Source organism: Roseixanthobacter pseudopolyaromaticivorans, from assembly GCF_043195145.2.
Classification (GTDB): Bacteria; Pseudomonadota; Alphaproteobacteria; order Rhizobiales; family Xanthobacteraceae; genus NCEH01.
This window is the reverse complement of the sequence record NZ_CM195539.1, coordinates 924,040-936,552: the sequence shown is the minus strand read 5'-3', so window position 1 is coordinate 936,552 and position 12,513 is coordinate 924,040. Positions and strand designations below refer to the sequence as shown.

Sequence of the window (12,513 nt, the reverse complement as noted above, 5' to 3'; positions counted from 1 at the left end):
GGTTCACCTCAGAGCCCGGCGGCGAGGCCGGAGCCAAGCTGCATGTCGATGAAGACCGCATCGAACACCCATTCGTTCGTGCCGCCGTCCTTGGCGAACGTGATGTCAGGCTGCTTTTTGAAGGCGCACTGCTGGCACACGATCACGTCGCCGCGGTAGACATCGCGCCCGCTGAGGATGTTCTGGCCATGCACGGCGGGGTTCGATGTCTGGAAGTTGTAAGCGGCGCTGAGCAGCGCATTCGTCGGGCTGGTCTTGAGGAGCCGGATCGTGACCGTGCCGGATCGGCCGGCGTGTAGCGAATGCATGCCGGAGCCGTCCGCGCCGATGGTCATGGTATTCTTGTCCTCGGTCATCGCGAAGGTGACACCCTCCTCCGCATTGCCCGAGCCGGAGCCCACGGAGAAGTTTCCGCTCGGCCCCTGGAAGGTCATGACGAATGTCTGAAACGAATAGGTAGCCATAGATCAGGCCTCAGCGATTGACGTTGACGGAGACGAGCGCGAAGTGGACGGCGCCCGCGAGCTTGAGCGCGATCTGGAAGGAGACCGACTTGCGCGCCTCGCGATCAGCCTGCGATTGCGTGGCAACGGGCGGGGCATAGATGTACCAACCCTTAGTCAGGGTATCGCCCTGCTTCAGTTCACCGAAGCCGGCGGCATTCCAGACGCCGGGTGCCGCGAGCCCATTGCGAACGGCCTGAACGCACACGCTGTCCATCACAGCGACGATCTGCTGCATGCCTTCGTCGGTCTGGGGCACCTTCGTCGCAGACGTGTAGAGCAGGTTCCAGACCGCCGTCTGAATGGCGTTCTCGAACCAGTCCAGGCCCTGGCGTTCGTCGAAAAACTGCCCGCTGGCCATCACGCCTTCCTGGATGATGGCGGTCGAATTGTCGTAATTGACGAAGATGTTGACGTTCTTCGCCTTGAGAGCGGCGGCCTGCGTCTCGGTGATCGTCTCGGCGGCAACGCTCGGCTCGGTCTTGAACTTCATGGTCAGGGCGGTCTTGCTGCCGTTGAAGTCCACCGTCGCGGCGCGGCCAAAGAACGATGCCGCAGCATAAGCGTTGGCCGAATATTGGCCGTAGGAGCGGTTGTAATTGCCAGCCTTGAGGATGTAGCCGAGATCGGTCGTGCTCGCGCCATCCAGGACGGTGGACGACGTGATCGTGTAGCCGATGATGCGCTTCTTCCCTTGGCCTTCGATGAAGTCCGAGGCCGCCTGCGCGACAGACGTCGAGACGGACGGGAGAACCGTCGCAGAATACCAGTCGCCCGACTTATCAACGAACGCCTGGAGCGCGGCGGCGAGGCTTTCAACCGCGATGCCAGTCACGGGGGCAGACGCGAGGCCGGACGTCAGCTTGAGCTGTGCGGAGATGTCCACGCCGGAGCCGGTTGCGCTGGCATAGCCGACCGTCGATGACGTGCCCGTGGTGTCCGAGCGCACGACAAACTTGGCGTTATAGGCATCCCAGGTCACCGTCGCGCCGGTCAGGGCGGTGTCGATGATCGCGGCGACGCCGGGAAGGTTGAGGGCGGCCGAGAAGTTCAGGGACGACAGGGTCTTGGTGGTTCCGTCGATGTCGATCTTCATCGATCCAGTGGTGATCGAGGTCCAGGCGGACAGAAGTTGCTCGGATGCCTGGAGCACACCACCCCGCAGCACGCCCTTCGTCGCGCTCTGCCCCCATCGCCCGATGTAGAGCAATGCGGGCTGCGGCACCTGCGCGAAGTGCTTCTGAGCGGCGAGATATTCCGGGTCCGACAGGCCGAAATCCCCACCCACACCGGCCAGATTGGAATACTGCCGGATGCGCTCGCCGGTATCGATGACATCGGTCGTGCCGACGTGTAGGGCGGCGCCGAAGTTGCGGGTGGGCGCGGCGACGGGTGCGATGTTGACGGTAACGTTTACGACGTCTGTGACGGCAAGGCCCTGAGCCATGGTCAGTTCTCCGTGTCGAAGTTTTGAGAGGTGGCGCTTGCCGGATGGATGGTCCCGACACCCGACAGGATGTTGAGCACCGGGTAAGTCCGAACGATCTGCCTGCGGAACATCATCAGGACGTCGGCGCGGGCGATCCAATTCTGGTTGAAGAGATCAGCGGCGCTGACCACGTCGGAAGCCTGGAGGAGCAAGAGTCCCGCCGTGACGGCGGCTTCCAGGTTCTGCGGAACCAAAAGGCCGTCTGATAGCTGACTCGCGAAGCCCATCCGGTGCGGGCCATAGAAGCTCGCCATCACGGTTAGGGTTGCGTGCCGCCTCAGGGTATCGGATCCGTCTCCGGCGCTGTTGTGCGTGTGCGCGGCGAGCGCATCATTCTCGATATGGGTGACGCCCACTGCGCACCAATCCGTGTTCGGCTCTGGCTGTTTGGGCGGGTTGGGCTGCCACCGGGGCCGCACCACCTGTCCAGGCAAACCCGTGATGCCGACGATCATCGACTGCAGGACATCGTCCAACTGGTCGTCCCAAACGGTGGGAGATGACGACGGGGTGAGATAGCCGCCCGTCGCCGATGTATTGGTCACGGTGACACCTGCTTAAGGTCGCATGTGGCGCAGACGTAGCCCGCGCCATAGGTGGTGTAGTCGTTGACCGCGCTTACGATGTAGCGCCGACCATTCCACTGGATTTCGTCGGCATCAGTGCTGCCGTCTCCGTCCGTAAGGCGGAATGTCGTGTGGACCGTGATCGATCCCTTGATGCGCTGCCCTTCGGCGATGCGATCGAGGATGTCGCCGGTATCGGAGGTCACGACGCCGGTTATGGCCTGGGATGTCGTGGTCCGCGTGCCGCGGCCATCATTCCCAACCGTGAGGGTGGAGCGATAGAGCACAATGGCTCCAGCATCCTGCGCGAACATGGGATCGCTCAGGACGTCGCTCACATCAAGGAGAGGCATGCTATTTTCCCTTCGGCCGGATCACATAGGTCTGAGCATTCCGGTATTGTCCGGTGTCGAGAAGCGGCTTCTCGCCAGTTCTTCCACGCGCGCGCCGCGCGCGCAGCGTCGCTTCCGCAAGTGGCGTAAACGGCCCCTCTGTAATGCGCGCCTTGACGGCAGATGAGGCGATCAGCCCAACCTTGTTTAGGGCCGTATCCGCCGCATCGGCCTTTCCAGCCAATGCCTGCTGCGCCCCCTTTTTGAGTTGCCCCGCTATGGCGTCCTTGGCGTCTGAAATGCCGGGCAGGAGATGTGGCCGAGCGGGGATATTCGCGTTGGGCGCCCCGAACTCCATAATGTAGCCGATCGTCGCATTATTGATCGGCTCGCCCTTTTGTGCCTCTTCTTCATCCGAATTGCGGGGGGCGTTGGCGTCGGGAACGCCGACAAGCACTTGGCTCTTGGTCAGGTCCTTCACGCTGGCAAAAATGCCCGCGTCGAACTTGCGAACCGTGACCTTCACAACTGAAGCCCGCCGGTGCCGATCATCAGCGCCAATTGGCGATATCTAACGCCGTAGGTCGTCAGGTTCCACGCCCCTGCTCCCTCAAGGGAGGCGCTGGACGTATCGTACGACACTGAGACCTTATCGACGGCCTTCGAGGCCACAATGCCCGTCGCGCCCCCCGGCGCTGCCCCTGAGGCGGCGGCAGCCGTCGCCAAGCGGGAGAGCGCGAGGTTGTGCGCAACGAAGAGGCCAGTCCCGAGGTCGAGGAGATCTCCCCACCGTTCGGCACTCAATAGCGAGCGCGCTGCCGCAACCCACATATCCACCGTCGCGACAGGGTACTTCTCAACATCCGCGAATTCCGGGAACGCCTGATAGAAACTGGCGGATGTGACAGTCATGCTCAGGCCGCCCCAGCCTTGGCGATTTCGGCCTGGAGCCGGGGAACACCCCAGCGGCCATCAACGGCGATGCCGAGGGCTTCTGCCTGGGCAATGAGAGTGTGCTTCTCGCTTACCTCTTCCGGGCTGTCCACGTGCGTGCTGCCATCGTCTTCGACGGTGACGCTCTCGACCTGGGAGGGCTCGGGCTCGGGGTCGGGCTCCGAAACCGGTTCTGCGGCGACCGGGGGCGCGATATGAAGCAGCACGTACCAGTGCTGAGCGATATCGTCCTCGACCTCATGAACGCCCGCCTCGAATTTCTTCAAGACGGCGCCAAGGTTCAGGGTGAACGCCTTCACGACGTTGATGCGGGTCATGTGATCTTCCTCTGACAGGAAGGCCGGCGAAGGATCGCCGGCCCCTCGCTCACAGACCGTCGCGGTAGCCGATGGTCTCGGGGTACACGACTTCGACCACGCCGAGCCGGCCGAAGTAGGTGGTGAGCTGATAGAGCGACCGGTATTCCAGCGGGGTACGCTGGAGCGGCGTCATGGGGAAGCGAACACGCTGCGGGTCCTTGGTGTAGGCCTTCATGCGGTTCGTGGTGGTGTCGTCGCCCTGGGTGCCGCCGGAACCCGCGCCATTCAGCCACTTCAGCGGCTGGATGTTCAGATCCTGGCCGTTGGACTTGGCGAGGTTGTTCGCGCGCAGATACTCCAGGATCGACATATTGCCAGCGTTGGAGACCTTCTGCGAAACGAGGTAGCTGTACTTCTTGGGCGGAAGACGCAGTTCCGTGGGGATCACGGCCCAGCCCGAGGCAGCCCACACGCTGGACAGAAGCTCGTTCACGTCGGCGAGGATCTCGTCGGCCGTCTTGCTTTCCCACAGCGGGGAGAGCGATGCGCCGTTCGCCACATTGGTGACGTTGGTCACCTTGTTGTGGTTGACCAGGCCGTAGACGCCGAGCACGCTGTCGCCGATGTAAACCTGCTCGTCGGTGTCCATGTTGTGCTTGAGGCGCATGACCTCGAACTTCTGGGAGTCGACCGGGCGCCCAAGCTTCGCCGCGGATTCCAGTTCGGGGATCGTCCAGGAGATTTCCTGACCCCAGAGATACAGGGGCTGAGCGGTCTTGCCGATGTCGAGCGAAACGCCGGAAATGGCGTTGGCGTCCTTGCCTATCCAGGACTTGCCACCCGCGGTGATGCCGCCGGCCGCCGCGAAGCTGGAATTCGTGAAGGACGAGGTTTCGTCGGCGATGGAGACGTCTTCGCGCAGATCGATGTCACGCGACCAGGTCACGGAGACCAGGGGCATGTGCAGGGTCTGGTCGAGGCGCTCCAGCTCCTGGATGAGGAACGCGCCGGCGCTGTCGATGGTTCGACGGTCATAGGTCATCATCGCATCACGCGTGCGAGCGCGGATGATGGCCGGACGAGAGACGCCGGCCAGGAGATTCTTATCGTGGAACATTGATGTGGCTCCTTGCCGGGATCAGATGTTGTAGGCGATCTCGACGATGCCGTTGGCATCGGCGGGGCCGGTGAAGAAGGCGCCGGTGACGGCAACGGCGGTGCCGCCGCCAGCCGGAGACGTCGAGGTTACGATGTCGCCGACCACGACGCTGCCGCCGGCCGTGGTGACGACGTAAACGGCGCCATTCTTGGCCGCGGTGCCCAGGGCGAGGGTCGCCATGATGTAGCCGCGCTTCAGCACGTCGCAGATGCCGGAGGTCGCGGGGGTCGAGGTGCCGAGCCCATCCGTGCCGTTGCCGGAGGTGGGGAACGGCCGAACCAGCAGGCCATAGACGACCGAACCGGCATCACTCGACGCGAGCGGCTGAATCTTGCCGCTGACCATCTTGACGAAGATGCCGAACTTGGTCGGAGGGGTTCCGGAATCGATGACTTCCGGGGTGATGGTCGCGTGTTCGGCGCGGTTCACGGCGCCGGGGATTCCGGCAGCCATGCGGTAGAGAATTGCATTGCCCATGGTTTAGTCCTTTTGGCTGCGAGAAATCAGGAGCGCTTCGCCCAGAAGTCGCGGTTCGCCTTGTTCCAGTCCGAGATAGATTTCAGGGTGACGCTGCTGGCGTCGCGGGTGGCGCGGTCGTAACCGATGCCCCGATCATTGTTGTTGCGCTTGGCGATCTCGCTCGCCGCGTAGAACGACACCTTCACGGCGTCGCATGTCATCGACTTGACGCCGGCAGAGGCGACAAGAGGCTTCACGAATTCGGACGAGACGTCATCCGAAAGAGCGGCGTCGAGAGCCTTGCGGCGCAGGGCGCACAGGTTGTCGCGCACCTTCTTGGCGCCGGCCGCAGCGTCGAAGGTCGGCATCTTGATGCCTGGAGCGAGGATCTCGGCGCGGGCGATCGTGTCCTTGAACTCGTCACTGAGACCAGCGGAATCGACCGTCTTCCCCTCCTTGACGTCGCCCTCTTCGAGCACGTCTTCGTCGGTGGTCTTTTCCTTCTCGTCGTCCTTCTTTTCCCCCTCCGCCTCGTCCCCGGTCTGGGCGGCGGGTTGAGAGAGCTTGGCGACGGCCTCGGCGATCTGCGCAACGGAGGCTTCCAGGCGGGTGAAGCGCTCTTCCACGGGGTCCGCAATTTCGCCTTCATCCTTGCCGGGCACAGCCTCAGCCTTGGGGGACTCAGAGCCAGCGCCGTTCAGATGCACATGGACGTGCGTGCCACCGGCTTCGCCGGTATCGTCGTCCATGACCTCACCCTCTTCGAGGGCCTTGGCCATCTCTTCGTCGAGGGTCTGGCGGGACTTCAAGAGGCCCCGAAAATTGTCCTTCCAGGACTTCCTGGTCTTTGCCATTTTGCTGTCTCCGATAGAGCAACGAGGTCCGCACCGGCCGTGTTCGACCAGTGCAACGTGGTTTCCGATGATGTTGTGTTGCCGCCCACGACCCGGCGCGGTCTGCTCGTAATCGGCGTCATAGCCGCACGAGACTTCCACCTTCCCGCCAAGCACCTGAGTTATGGTGTCGGCATCTTTGATGAAGAGATCGCCGACTAAGCAATCGCTCCAGATCCCCTCCCCGCGCCGCGGGTTGTGAATCTCGCCCTTTGCGAGCTTGGCCCAATTATCAGGGGTGACATCCTCATCGGGATGCTCGTCCGTGACGGGCTTTCCAAAAAAAGAGGCGATGGTCTTCGGATCGAAGACGTCGGCCTCGCCACGCTCGATAAGAACAATGCCGTCCGGGCCAGCTTCGATGGGGACTTCCCCCGCCCCGTACGTCATGAGGCCGGTGCGCGCGAGCGGGACGGACTGGCAGACGAGAAAGCCCTCGGGCGTCTTGTATCGGGTTTCCCCGATCTTCTCGGTCACGTACCACATGGCCCCACCCTCTAATCAGATCAGGCGGAGAGGGCGCGGTACCACTTGCCCGCGACGGGGCAGACGTAGACCGCGGTTTTCCCGGCGGCCTGGGCAACGCCCGTGGCTGTTGCGACATCGTTGATCGTGTCGGTGCCGTAACCGAAGACCTGCATGGAATCGGCCGAGTCGCCGTTCGTGACGATGCAGATGGCGCCAGGCGCACTCTTGGGGAGCTTGACGCTGTCGGCAGCACTCGCAACGACGGTGACATGATTGATGCTGGCCGTGAGCTGCGTGGCGTTGGTCTGCCCGCCGCCGGCATAAGCGGTGATGCCGGTTTTTGCGGAAAGCGTGAGGGCGGAAAAATCGCCAACCGCAGCCTGAACCTTGCCCTTGCGGACATAGTCGGGAAGAGCCATGATTTCGGTTCCGTTTTATGAGAGACACATGCGAAACACTTTCGCCAACCTCATCGAAGAATTGCGAGAGAAGGCGGAAGAGGCCGCAGAAGAGGCGAATGATGGAAACGCGGCGCTTTCCAAGGTGATCAATGTTCCGCCCGCCCGCGCCCAAGACATGATCGAATGGGAAGCGGCGGATGTGATTGAGGAACTCTCAGAGGCGCTATCGAACATCAGCGATGGAGACGGAGATCCAAAGTCCATCGCGGATAAGATCTTCGATCCTACCGAGCGGGCGAAACGATTGCTCAATCGGTAATGATTGGCTCCGGATAGCAGCGGCAGTTCCAGATCGCCCCTGGCAGCGCGTGATGGCCGGGATCGCATTCCGGCGGATCGTCCCACCGAAACACCTTCCCGTTCAGCGCCTTGTGTGTCGGGCGAACGTCGCTGTCGCCGACCGTCCTCCAGATGAAATGGGTCGAGCCGACATGAAGAGCACGCGCCCGCGTCAATTCGGTCGCCGTTCGACTCACCTCGGTTCGTGCGATCAAGGTCGCTCGCGCCTTGGACACCTCACCGGAACGCATGATCTCGGCAGCGATCTCCTTGGCCCGCGTCCCGTTCGCGATCCCCTCAACGGTCAGTTCGTGCACCCGCTGCGCCGCCTCGAGAGGTAGGCTCTTGATCAGCGTCACCTGTTCGCTCAGTCGAGTGCGAACGACGCCCCCCGTGGGCGAGTGCCGCAGATCATTGCGAAGCTGGTCGCCCATCTGGCGCGCCGCCCGGTTCCACGTCTCGCGATCCCGCGCATCAACCTCAGCAATCATCCGGGAGGCCACAGCCTCAGCCCATGGCGCGATGGTCTCGCTATAACGCCGTAACAGGCTTTCCAGCGTCGAAGCCGCCTCGGTATCGCCGGGCTGATAAATGGCCCGCGTCAGGTCGTCTATGTGCTTGGCGATCTGCCTCAGTTGCCGGCCGTATCTGGCCTCCTCCTTCCGCGATCGCTTGAAGTCAGCCGCCTTTGGCCCCTGTCTATCCAGCGTGAGAGCCCTAAGGGTGATGCCCTCACACGCGAGGCACATCGGGACGATCTTCGGGCTTCGGCGCACTCGGGGCGCCGGGAAGAGGCGGGAGCGCCAATTCAGGAGCCGGAGGCGGCTCCGCCTCGGCTGCCGCGATATCCTCGTCCGTCACGTTGGACCAGATTCCAGTCACATCGGCAGACTGCCGCAACTCCTTCAAGGCCGTCGCCTTGTCCACCAGGCCGGAATCGGTCGCCTGCACCACGGCGGAGGTCACCCCTACCGCGATCGTCGCCTTCTCCGTGTCGCTCATTTGCCAGAGCGGGTTGAATCTGAAGTTCAGATCGGTCGGTGTGTCCTTGCCCACCTCGGAGCGATAGGTGAGGTCCACGATCTTGCGAACGCCGCCGCTCAGCTTGGCTTCCTGCTGTTGGGCGATCATGTCGTAATAATTTCGGATATCGGAGTCGCCCGTAGAATTCAGGCCGGCGGGCGACTGCCCGAACAGGCGCACAAGCGGGATCTGCAACGCACCAGACAATTGCTGCGCGAACTGCAAGAGCACATCCGACAGTCCAGAAAACGAATAGCTGTGCGTCTCGAATTTGTCTTTCGCATCGATCAGCGTCAGCCCTTCGTTGGACTGCATGACGCGGATCATGTCGAACATCTTAGTGAGGGCTTCCTCAAGCTTTCCACCGGCCGCGAGAATGTCCCGCAGGCCTTCGACACTGACGGTCCTCAGGTGCGCCTTGTAGACGAGCTGAGCTGCGCCCTGCGTCGTGCTGTCGAAGGCGATGAGCCGATCATAGAGCCGTTCGACAACCGAGAGCCCCCAGCCGTTCTCTGTGATCCGTTGCCAGTACGGCAACACGATCCCGTCTAGCCGGATCACGCGCGTGTAGTGCACCTTGCTGTTCTGAAGAGCCGGGGCGTTGGCCGTAACATAATAGGATTCCGGCTTTCCCAAGTCCGGCCCCAACTCCGTCACGAGACGCTCGAAGCTGGGCTGCACCATCCACCTGTCGAGGACCAGGATGCCCTTAAACTGCCCCTTCCCTACGGTCTCAACCCTCAAAGGGGTCGAAACGTCCTGACCATCCACCAGGAGAACGGCCAAGGCGCCACCGTAAAGGCGCGACCACTTGATCGTTTCGTTGAGGTTCTGCCAGACCTCCATGTGGGCCATAGCGCTCTTCACGGAGTCGAGTTCGTCCGGCGGAATATCGGACGTCAGGTCGATGCCGGCCCGCGTCATGTCCTCGGCGACGCAATCCACCGCCTGCCCGACAATCCACGATCCGCGATAGGCATACTCCAACTGGATGCGGTTCCGGGATATGGGGTTGAACCCATAAGCCGATGCAGAACTGATGTTGTCGGTTCCAATGCCCAGACGCGCGGCAACGTTCTGGAACGAGTCCGAAGTCCGCCTGGTCGCGAGGACACGAACGCGGGGCTTCTCAGCCGCGCCTTCTTCAATCTGTGCCATCAGGATACGGCGATCACAGCGATCTTGGCGCCCGCAGGCAGTGGAACATCAACGGGGGTTGCGGCTGCCAGATATTGCCGCGCCGACGTGACAGCGGCGTTGATAGCGGTCGCAGTTGGGTCCGGTGTGGTCCCGACTGCGAAATAGCACGCGGTGTCCGCGGTAATGTGGGCAACGGTTTTTGAGGACGCCCCGACAACGGCGCCCGTGACAGCAGAGCCTCCGATGGTCAAGGCCTCGGACGCCACGGCCAAACCAAAGATCGAGACGCCTGCCCCACCCTGATAACCAGAAGGCGCAGGGAGCGCGGGGCGCCCATATGCGATGTATGCCGTGGCCATGTCGCGGCTCCTGTCGCGCTGCCTATCCGGCGAACGCCTTGATCCATTGCGTTGGGTCTAGGGAGTCGCCGAGCATCAACTCGGTGAGCGCCCACACGGCGGCATCGACACGATCGGGAGACCCATCCCCCAAGAACCCGTCCGCCGTAAAACTGCACATCTGGTCTTCCAGGGCTGTAAGCCCGCCAGATCGGCTGGTGACGTGCTTCACACGCCCCTGCTCATAAAGTGCGGCCACGGGCTCGGCGCGAGGAACCTTCCCTCGACTTGCCGTCACCTCTTTGTAGGCAGCGCTCTTATCGACCGTCCGGATAACGTGCTCGACCATCGCGCCACCGAAGTTGCGCTCGGCAACGATCAGATCGGCAGCGAACTCGGCGTAGGCCTCAACGGTGCGCCGGCCCCATCCATCCGGGGACATCTTGCAGGTCCGGTCAGCCAGGATGTACGCCATCCCGCCGAAGTCCTTGCCGGCGACCACGATACCGATGCTATCGCCACCGTCCTCGGCGCCCTTTGTCCCGGATGGATCAACCGCCACCACGATGCGCTGAAGATCCGGGGGTGCAGACACGCGGCACGCGTCCATCATGTCCCGCGTCCACAGCGCGCCTGGAACGTCATCCAGGATTTCGGCTTCTAGCTCTTGCCGCCCCAACCGCGTGCCGGCGTAGCGATCTGTGATCGACCTAACGAAGGCCGGCGCGAGATTCGCGCTATTGTCCCGCGTCGCACCCCTCGTGACGACCGTTGAGCTTGCCGCCATAATCTCCCGCAGCACGGGGATTGGTCGGGGCGTTGTCGTTACGAGCTGCTTCGGCTTAGTCCCGAGGCGCAAGCCGAACTGGAGCATGTCCCAGGTTTCGCGGGCGTATGCCCATTTTGCCAATTCATCGCACCAGGCCGCATCGAACTGTGGGCCGCGCAATTGATCGGGCTCCGTCGCATTGAACAGCGTCGCCACCGCGCCATTCGGCCAAGTCACCCGGCGCTTTGATGGCTCATAGAGCGGGCGAAACCCCGGCGGATGAACGCTGAGGATTCCGCTATCGCCCTCGACCATCACGTCACGAGCATCGGCGGCGGTCTCCGCGATTAGCGCGATGCGCCCATAAGTCCCGCGCGCAAGAGGCGTAGAACCGCACACAATGGAGCGGACCCATTCCGCCCCTGCCCTGGTCTTGCCGAACCCACGCCCTGCGTTGATGACCCATGTGAGCCAATCGCCCTCAGGCGCTATCTGTTCAGGCCGGCCCCAGAACTGCCAGTCCCAGGCGAGCGCATCGAACTGTGCATCGGTCAGCCCATCAAGAGCTTTCGCCCTGTCCGCTTCTGGCAGTGAGGCGAGCAATTCGGCTTGTGACAAGCTCACGGGCGCTCACTTCCTCGACCTCGATCGGTCCACCGTCCTTGCCCGTATGCTCGACGCGTTCCTTGAACAGCCCAAGGTGCTTGCCGAGATCCACCAAGGCCGCACGCTTGTCGTGCATCTTGAACTTCACCCTGCGGACGTCCCGCGCATCTTCGCCGCGGCCATCCTTGAAGTCCTCGACGGTCACCTCTGCGAGCGCTGCGGCTTGGTCCCGAGTCAGATTGGAGAAGTCCAAATACGGGTCGCCATCGGCATTGGCCCGCATGTAATCCTGCATGTTCGCGAAGCCGATTTTCGCAAGCTCCTCGATCACGCGCTCTGCGGTAACCCCTGTCCGCTCGGAAATCGCTCGTTGGCGCTCGGCTATTGCTAGGGCAACCGGAGTTTTGCGGAGCGCTTGCCGACCGATGTCTGCCGCCGTCTTGGCGCTGTATCCGGCACGAATAGCTGCTTGGGTCGCATTAAGGTCGACCATGTACTCATCGACGAAGCGGGCCTGCTTATTGGTGAGAGCCATCAATGCACCGCTGTGCCTTCCAGCGTGTCGTCTTCGTCCGCCTCGGCGAGATCTGCGAACAGTTCCGGTGCGATCGCGTTCGCCTCTTCCATCAGGAGAGCGGCGAAGTGCTGGTCATCCATCCCGAGGACCGCCTGGGCAGCGGTGAGAAGAGCGGCAGCGGCGGCCCGACGTTCCATCTTGGTCATCGCTGCGGCTCTCTTGTGTCTAGGTACAGAGCAATTGCCACCAGAAGGGCGA

The 12,513-nt window shown here is 62.5% G+C and carries 18 protein-coding genes; 1 reads left to right on the top strand and 17 read right to left on the bottom strand.

The genetic code is table 11. The features are described 5' to 3' along the window. Positions 1–8: 8 nt before the first annotated feature. Genes V5F68_RS04565 through V5F68_RS04515 form a run of 11 tightly spaced genes read right to left on the bottom strand, consistent with a single transcriptional unit; the run spans position 9 to position 7,541 of the window. Entirely contained in the window at positions 9–464 is a 456-nt protein-coding gene (locus tag V5F68_RS04565) for a phage structural protein (RefSeq protein WP_394016063.1), read from the bottom strand. A gap of 10 nt (positions 465–474) precedes the next feature. After that, on the bottom strand, positions 475–1,950 hold the full coding sequence (locus V5F68_RS04560) for a DUF3383 domain-containing protein (protein WP_394016064.1): 1,476 nt from the start codon (positions 1,948–1,950) through the stop codon (positions 475–477). Between the two features lie 2 nt (positions 1,951–1,952). Beyond that, a complete protein-coding gene (locus V5F68_RS04555; protein ID WP_394016065.1) occupies positions 1,953–2,537 on the bottom strand; it encodes a phage neck terminator protein in 585 nt (194 codons plus the stop codon). Continuing rightward, positions 2,534–2,911: a hypothetical protein gene (locus V5F68_RS04550; protein WP_394016066.1), complete on the bottom strand. Its 378-nt coding sequence runs from the start codon at positions 2,909–2,911 to the stop codon at positions 2,534–2,536. Before V5F68_RS04550 ends, V5F68_RS04555 begins: the two co-directional genes overlap by 4 nt. Before the next feature lies 1 nt (position 2,912). Further along, positions 2,913–3,416, bottom strand: coding sequence for a hypothetical protein (locus V5F68_RS04545; RefSeq protein WP_394016067.1), 504 nt, complete (start codon positions 3,414–3,416; stop codon positions 2,913–2,915). Then, entirely contained in the window at positions 3,413–3,802 is a 390-nt protein-coding gene (locus V5F68_RS04540; protein ID WP_394016068.1) for a DUF4054 domain-containing protein, read from the bottom strand. Before V5F68_RS04540 ends, V5F68_RS04545 begins: the two co-directional genes overlap by 4 nt. Before the next feature lie 2 nt (positions 3,803–3,804). Next, entirely contained in the window at positions 3,805–4,161 is a 357-nt protein-coding gene (locus V5F68_RS04535; RefSeq protein ID WP_394016069.1) for an STY1053 family phage-associated protein, read from the bottom strand. A 49-nt stretch (positions 4,162–4,210) separates the two neighbouring features. Continuing rightward, entirely contained in the window at positions 4,211–5,260 is a 1,050-nt protein-coding gene (locus tag V5F68_RS04530) for a DUF2184 domain-containing protein (RefSeq protein WP_394016070.1), read from the bottom strand. A gap of 21 nt (positions 5,261–5,281) precedes the next feature. After that, complete coding sequence (locus V5F68_RS04525; RefSeq protein ID WP_394016071.1) at positions 5,282–5,779, bottom strand: structural cement protein Gp24; 498 nt, start codon at positions 5,777–5,779, stop codon at positions 5,282–5,284. Positions 5,780–5,805: 26 nt separating this feature from the next. Then, positions 5,806–7,131 (bottom strand): DUF2213 domain-containing protein, encoded by a 1,326-nt coding sequence (locus V5F68_RS04520; protein ID WP_394016072.1) that lies wholly within the window; start codon positions 7,129–7,131, stop codon positions 5,806–5,808. Positions 7,132–7,160: 29 nt separating this feature from the next. Beyond that, the gene (locus V5F68_RS04515) at positions 7,161–7,541 is read right to left on the bottom strand and encodes a hypothetical protein (RefSeq protein WP_394016073.1); all 381 of its coding nucleotides are present in this window, start codon (positions 7,539–7,541) and stop codon (positions 7,161–7,163) included. On the opposite strand from V5F68_RS04515, the gene V5F68_RS04510 reads away from it, so the two are divergent. Continuing rightward, entirely contained in the window at positions 7,540–7,842 is a 303-nt protein-coding gene (locus V5F68_RS04510) for a hypothetical protein (RefSeq protein WP_394016074.1), read from the top strand. The genes V5F68_RS04515 and V5F68_RS04510 overlap by 2 nt on opposite strands. On the opposite strand, the gene V5F68_RS04505 is transcribed toward V5F68_RS04510, so the two are convergent. From V5F68_RS04505 to V5F68_RS04480, 6 genes are read right to left on the bottom strand one after another with little or no spacing between them, the layout of a single operon-like run. Further along, positions 7,832–8,611, bottom strand: a complete 780-nt coding sequence (locus tag V5F68_RS04505; protein ID WP_394016075.1) for a phage head morphogenesis protein — start codon at positions 8,609–8,611, stop codon at positions 7,832–7,834. The genes V5F68_RS04510 and V5F68_RS04505 overlap by 11 nt on opposite strands. Continuing rightward, positions 8,595–10,043 carry a DUF1073 domain-containing protein gene (locus tag V5F68_RS04500; protein WP_394016076.1) on the bottom strand — a complete coding sequence of 483 codons (1,449 nt, stop codon included), beginning with the start codon at positions 10,041–10,043 and terminating at the stop codon, positions 8,595–8,597. The genes V5F68_RS04505 and V5F68_RS04500 overlap by 17 nt, the downstream gene beginning before the upstream one ends. Then, entirely contained in the window at positions 10,043–10,384 is a 342-nt protein-coding gene (locus V5F68_RS04495) for a hypothetical protein (protein ID WP_394016077.1), read from the bottom strand. Before V5F68_RS04495 ends, V5F68_RS04500 begins: the two co-directional genes overlap by 1 nt. A gap of 22 nt (positions 10,385–10,406) precedes the next feature. After that, positions 10,407–11,756 (bottom strand): DNA-packaging protein, encoded by a 1,350-nt coding sequence (locus tag V5F68_RS04490; RefSeq protein ID WP_394016078.1) that lies wholly within the window; start codon positions 11,754–11,756, stop codon positions 10,407–10,409. Then, on the bottom strand, positions 11,692–12,273 hold the full coding sequence (locus V5F68_RS04485; protein WP_394016079.1) for a terminase small subunit: 582 nt from the start codon (positions 12,271–12,273) through the stop codon (positions 11,692–11,694). The genes V5F68_RS04490 and V5F68_RS04485 overlap by 65 nt, the downstream gene beginning before the upstream one ends. After that, positions 12,273–12,461, bottom strand: a complete 189-nt coding sequence (locus V5F68_RS04480) for a hypothetical protein (RefSeq protein WP_394016080.1) — start codon at positions 12,459–12,461, stop codon at positions 12,273–12,275. Before V5F68_RS04480 ends, V5F68_RS04485 begins: the two co-directional genes overlap by 1 nt. Positions 12,462–12,513: the final 52 nt, after the last annotated feature.

Bases quoted from the DNA above. Each gene is read 5' to 3' on its own strand.
- V5F68_RS04560 (WP_394016064.1), bottom strand. From the start codon at position 1,950: ATGGCTCAGGGCCTTGCCGTCACAGACGTCGTAAACGTTACCGTCAAC.
- V5F68_RS04565 (WP_394016063.1), bottom strand. From the start codon at position 464: ATGGCTACCTATTCGTTTCAGACATTCGTCATGACCTTCCAGGGGCCG.
- V5F68_RS04540 (WP_394016068.1), bottom strand. From the start codon at position 3,802: ATGACTGTCACATCCGCCAGTTTCTATCAGGCGTTCCCGGAATTCGCG.
- V5F68_RS04550 (WP_394016066.1), bottom strand. From the start codon at position 2,911: ATGCCTCTCCTTGATGTGAGCGACGTCCTGAGCGATCCCATGTTCGCG.
- V5F68_RS04530 (WP_394016070.1), bottom strand. From the start codon at position 5,260: ATGTTCCACGATAAGAATCTCCTGGCCGGCGTCTCTCGTCCGGCCATC.
- V5F68_RS04500 (WP_394016076.1), bottom strand. From the start codon at position 10,043: ATGGCACAGATTGAAGAAGGCGCGGCTGAGAAGCCCCGCGTTCGTGTC.
- V5F68_RS04495 (WP_394016077.1), bottom strand. From the start codon at position 10,384: ATGGCCACGGCATACATCGCATATGGGCGCCCCGCGCTCCCTGCGCCT.
- V5F68_RS04515 (WP_394016073.1), bottom strand. From the start codon at position 7,541: ATGGCTCTTCCCGACTATGTCCGCAAGGGCAAGGTTCAGGCTGCGGTT.
- V5F68_RS04525 (WP_394016071.1), bottom strand. From the start codon at position 5,779: ATGGGCAATGCAATTCTCTACCGCATGGCTGCCGGAATCCCCGGCGCC.
- V5F68_RS04505 (WP_394016075.1), bottom strand. From the start codon at position 8,611: ATGTGCCTCGCGTGTGAGGGCATCACCCTTAGGGCTCTCACGCTGGAT.
- V5F68_RS04480 (WP_394016080.1), bottom strand. From the start codon at position 12,461: ATGACCAAGATGGAACGTCGGGCCGCCGCTGCCGCTCTTCTCACCGCT.
- V5F68_RS04485 (WP_394016079.1), bottom strand. From the start codon at position 12,273: ATGGCTCTCACCAATAAGCAGGCCCGCTTCGTCGATGAGTACATGGTC.
- V5F68_RS04535 (WP_394016069.1), bottom strand. From the start codon at position 4,161: ATGACCCGCATCAACGTCGTGAAGGCGTTCACCCTGAACCTTGGCGCC.
- V5F68_RS04510 (WP_394016074.1), top strand. From the start codon at position 7,540: ATGATTTCGGTTCCGTTTTATGAGAGACACATGCGAAACACTTTCGCC.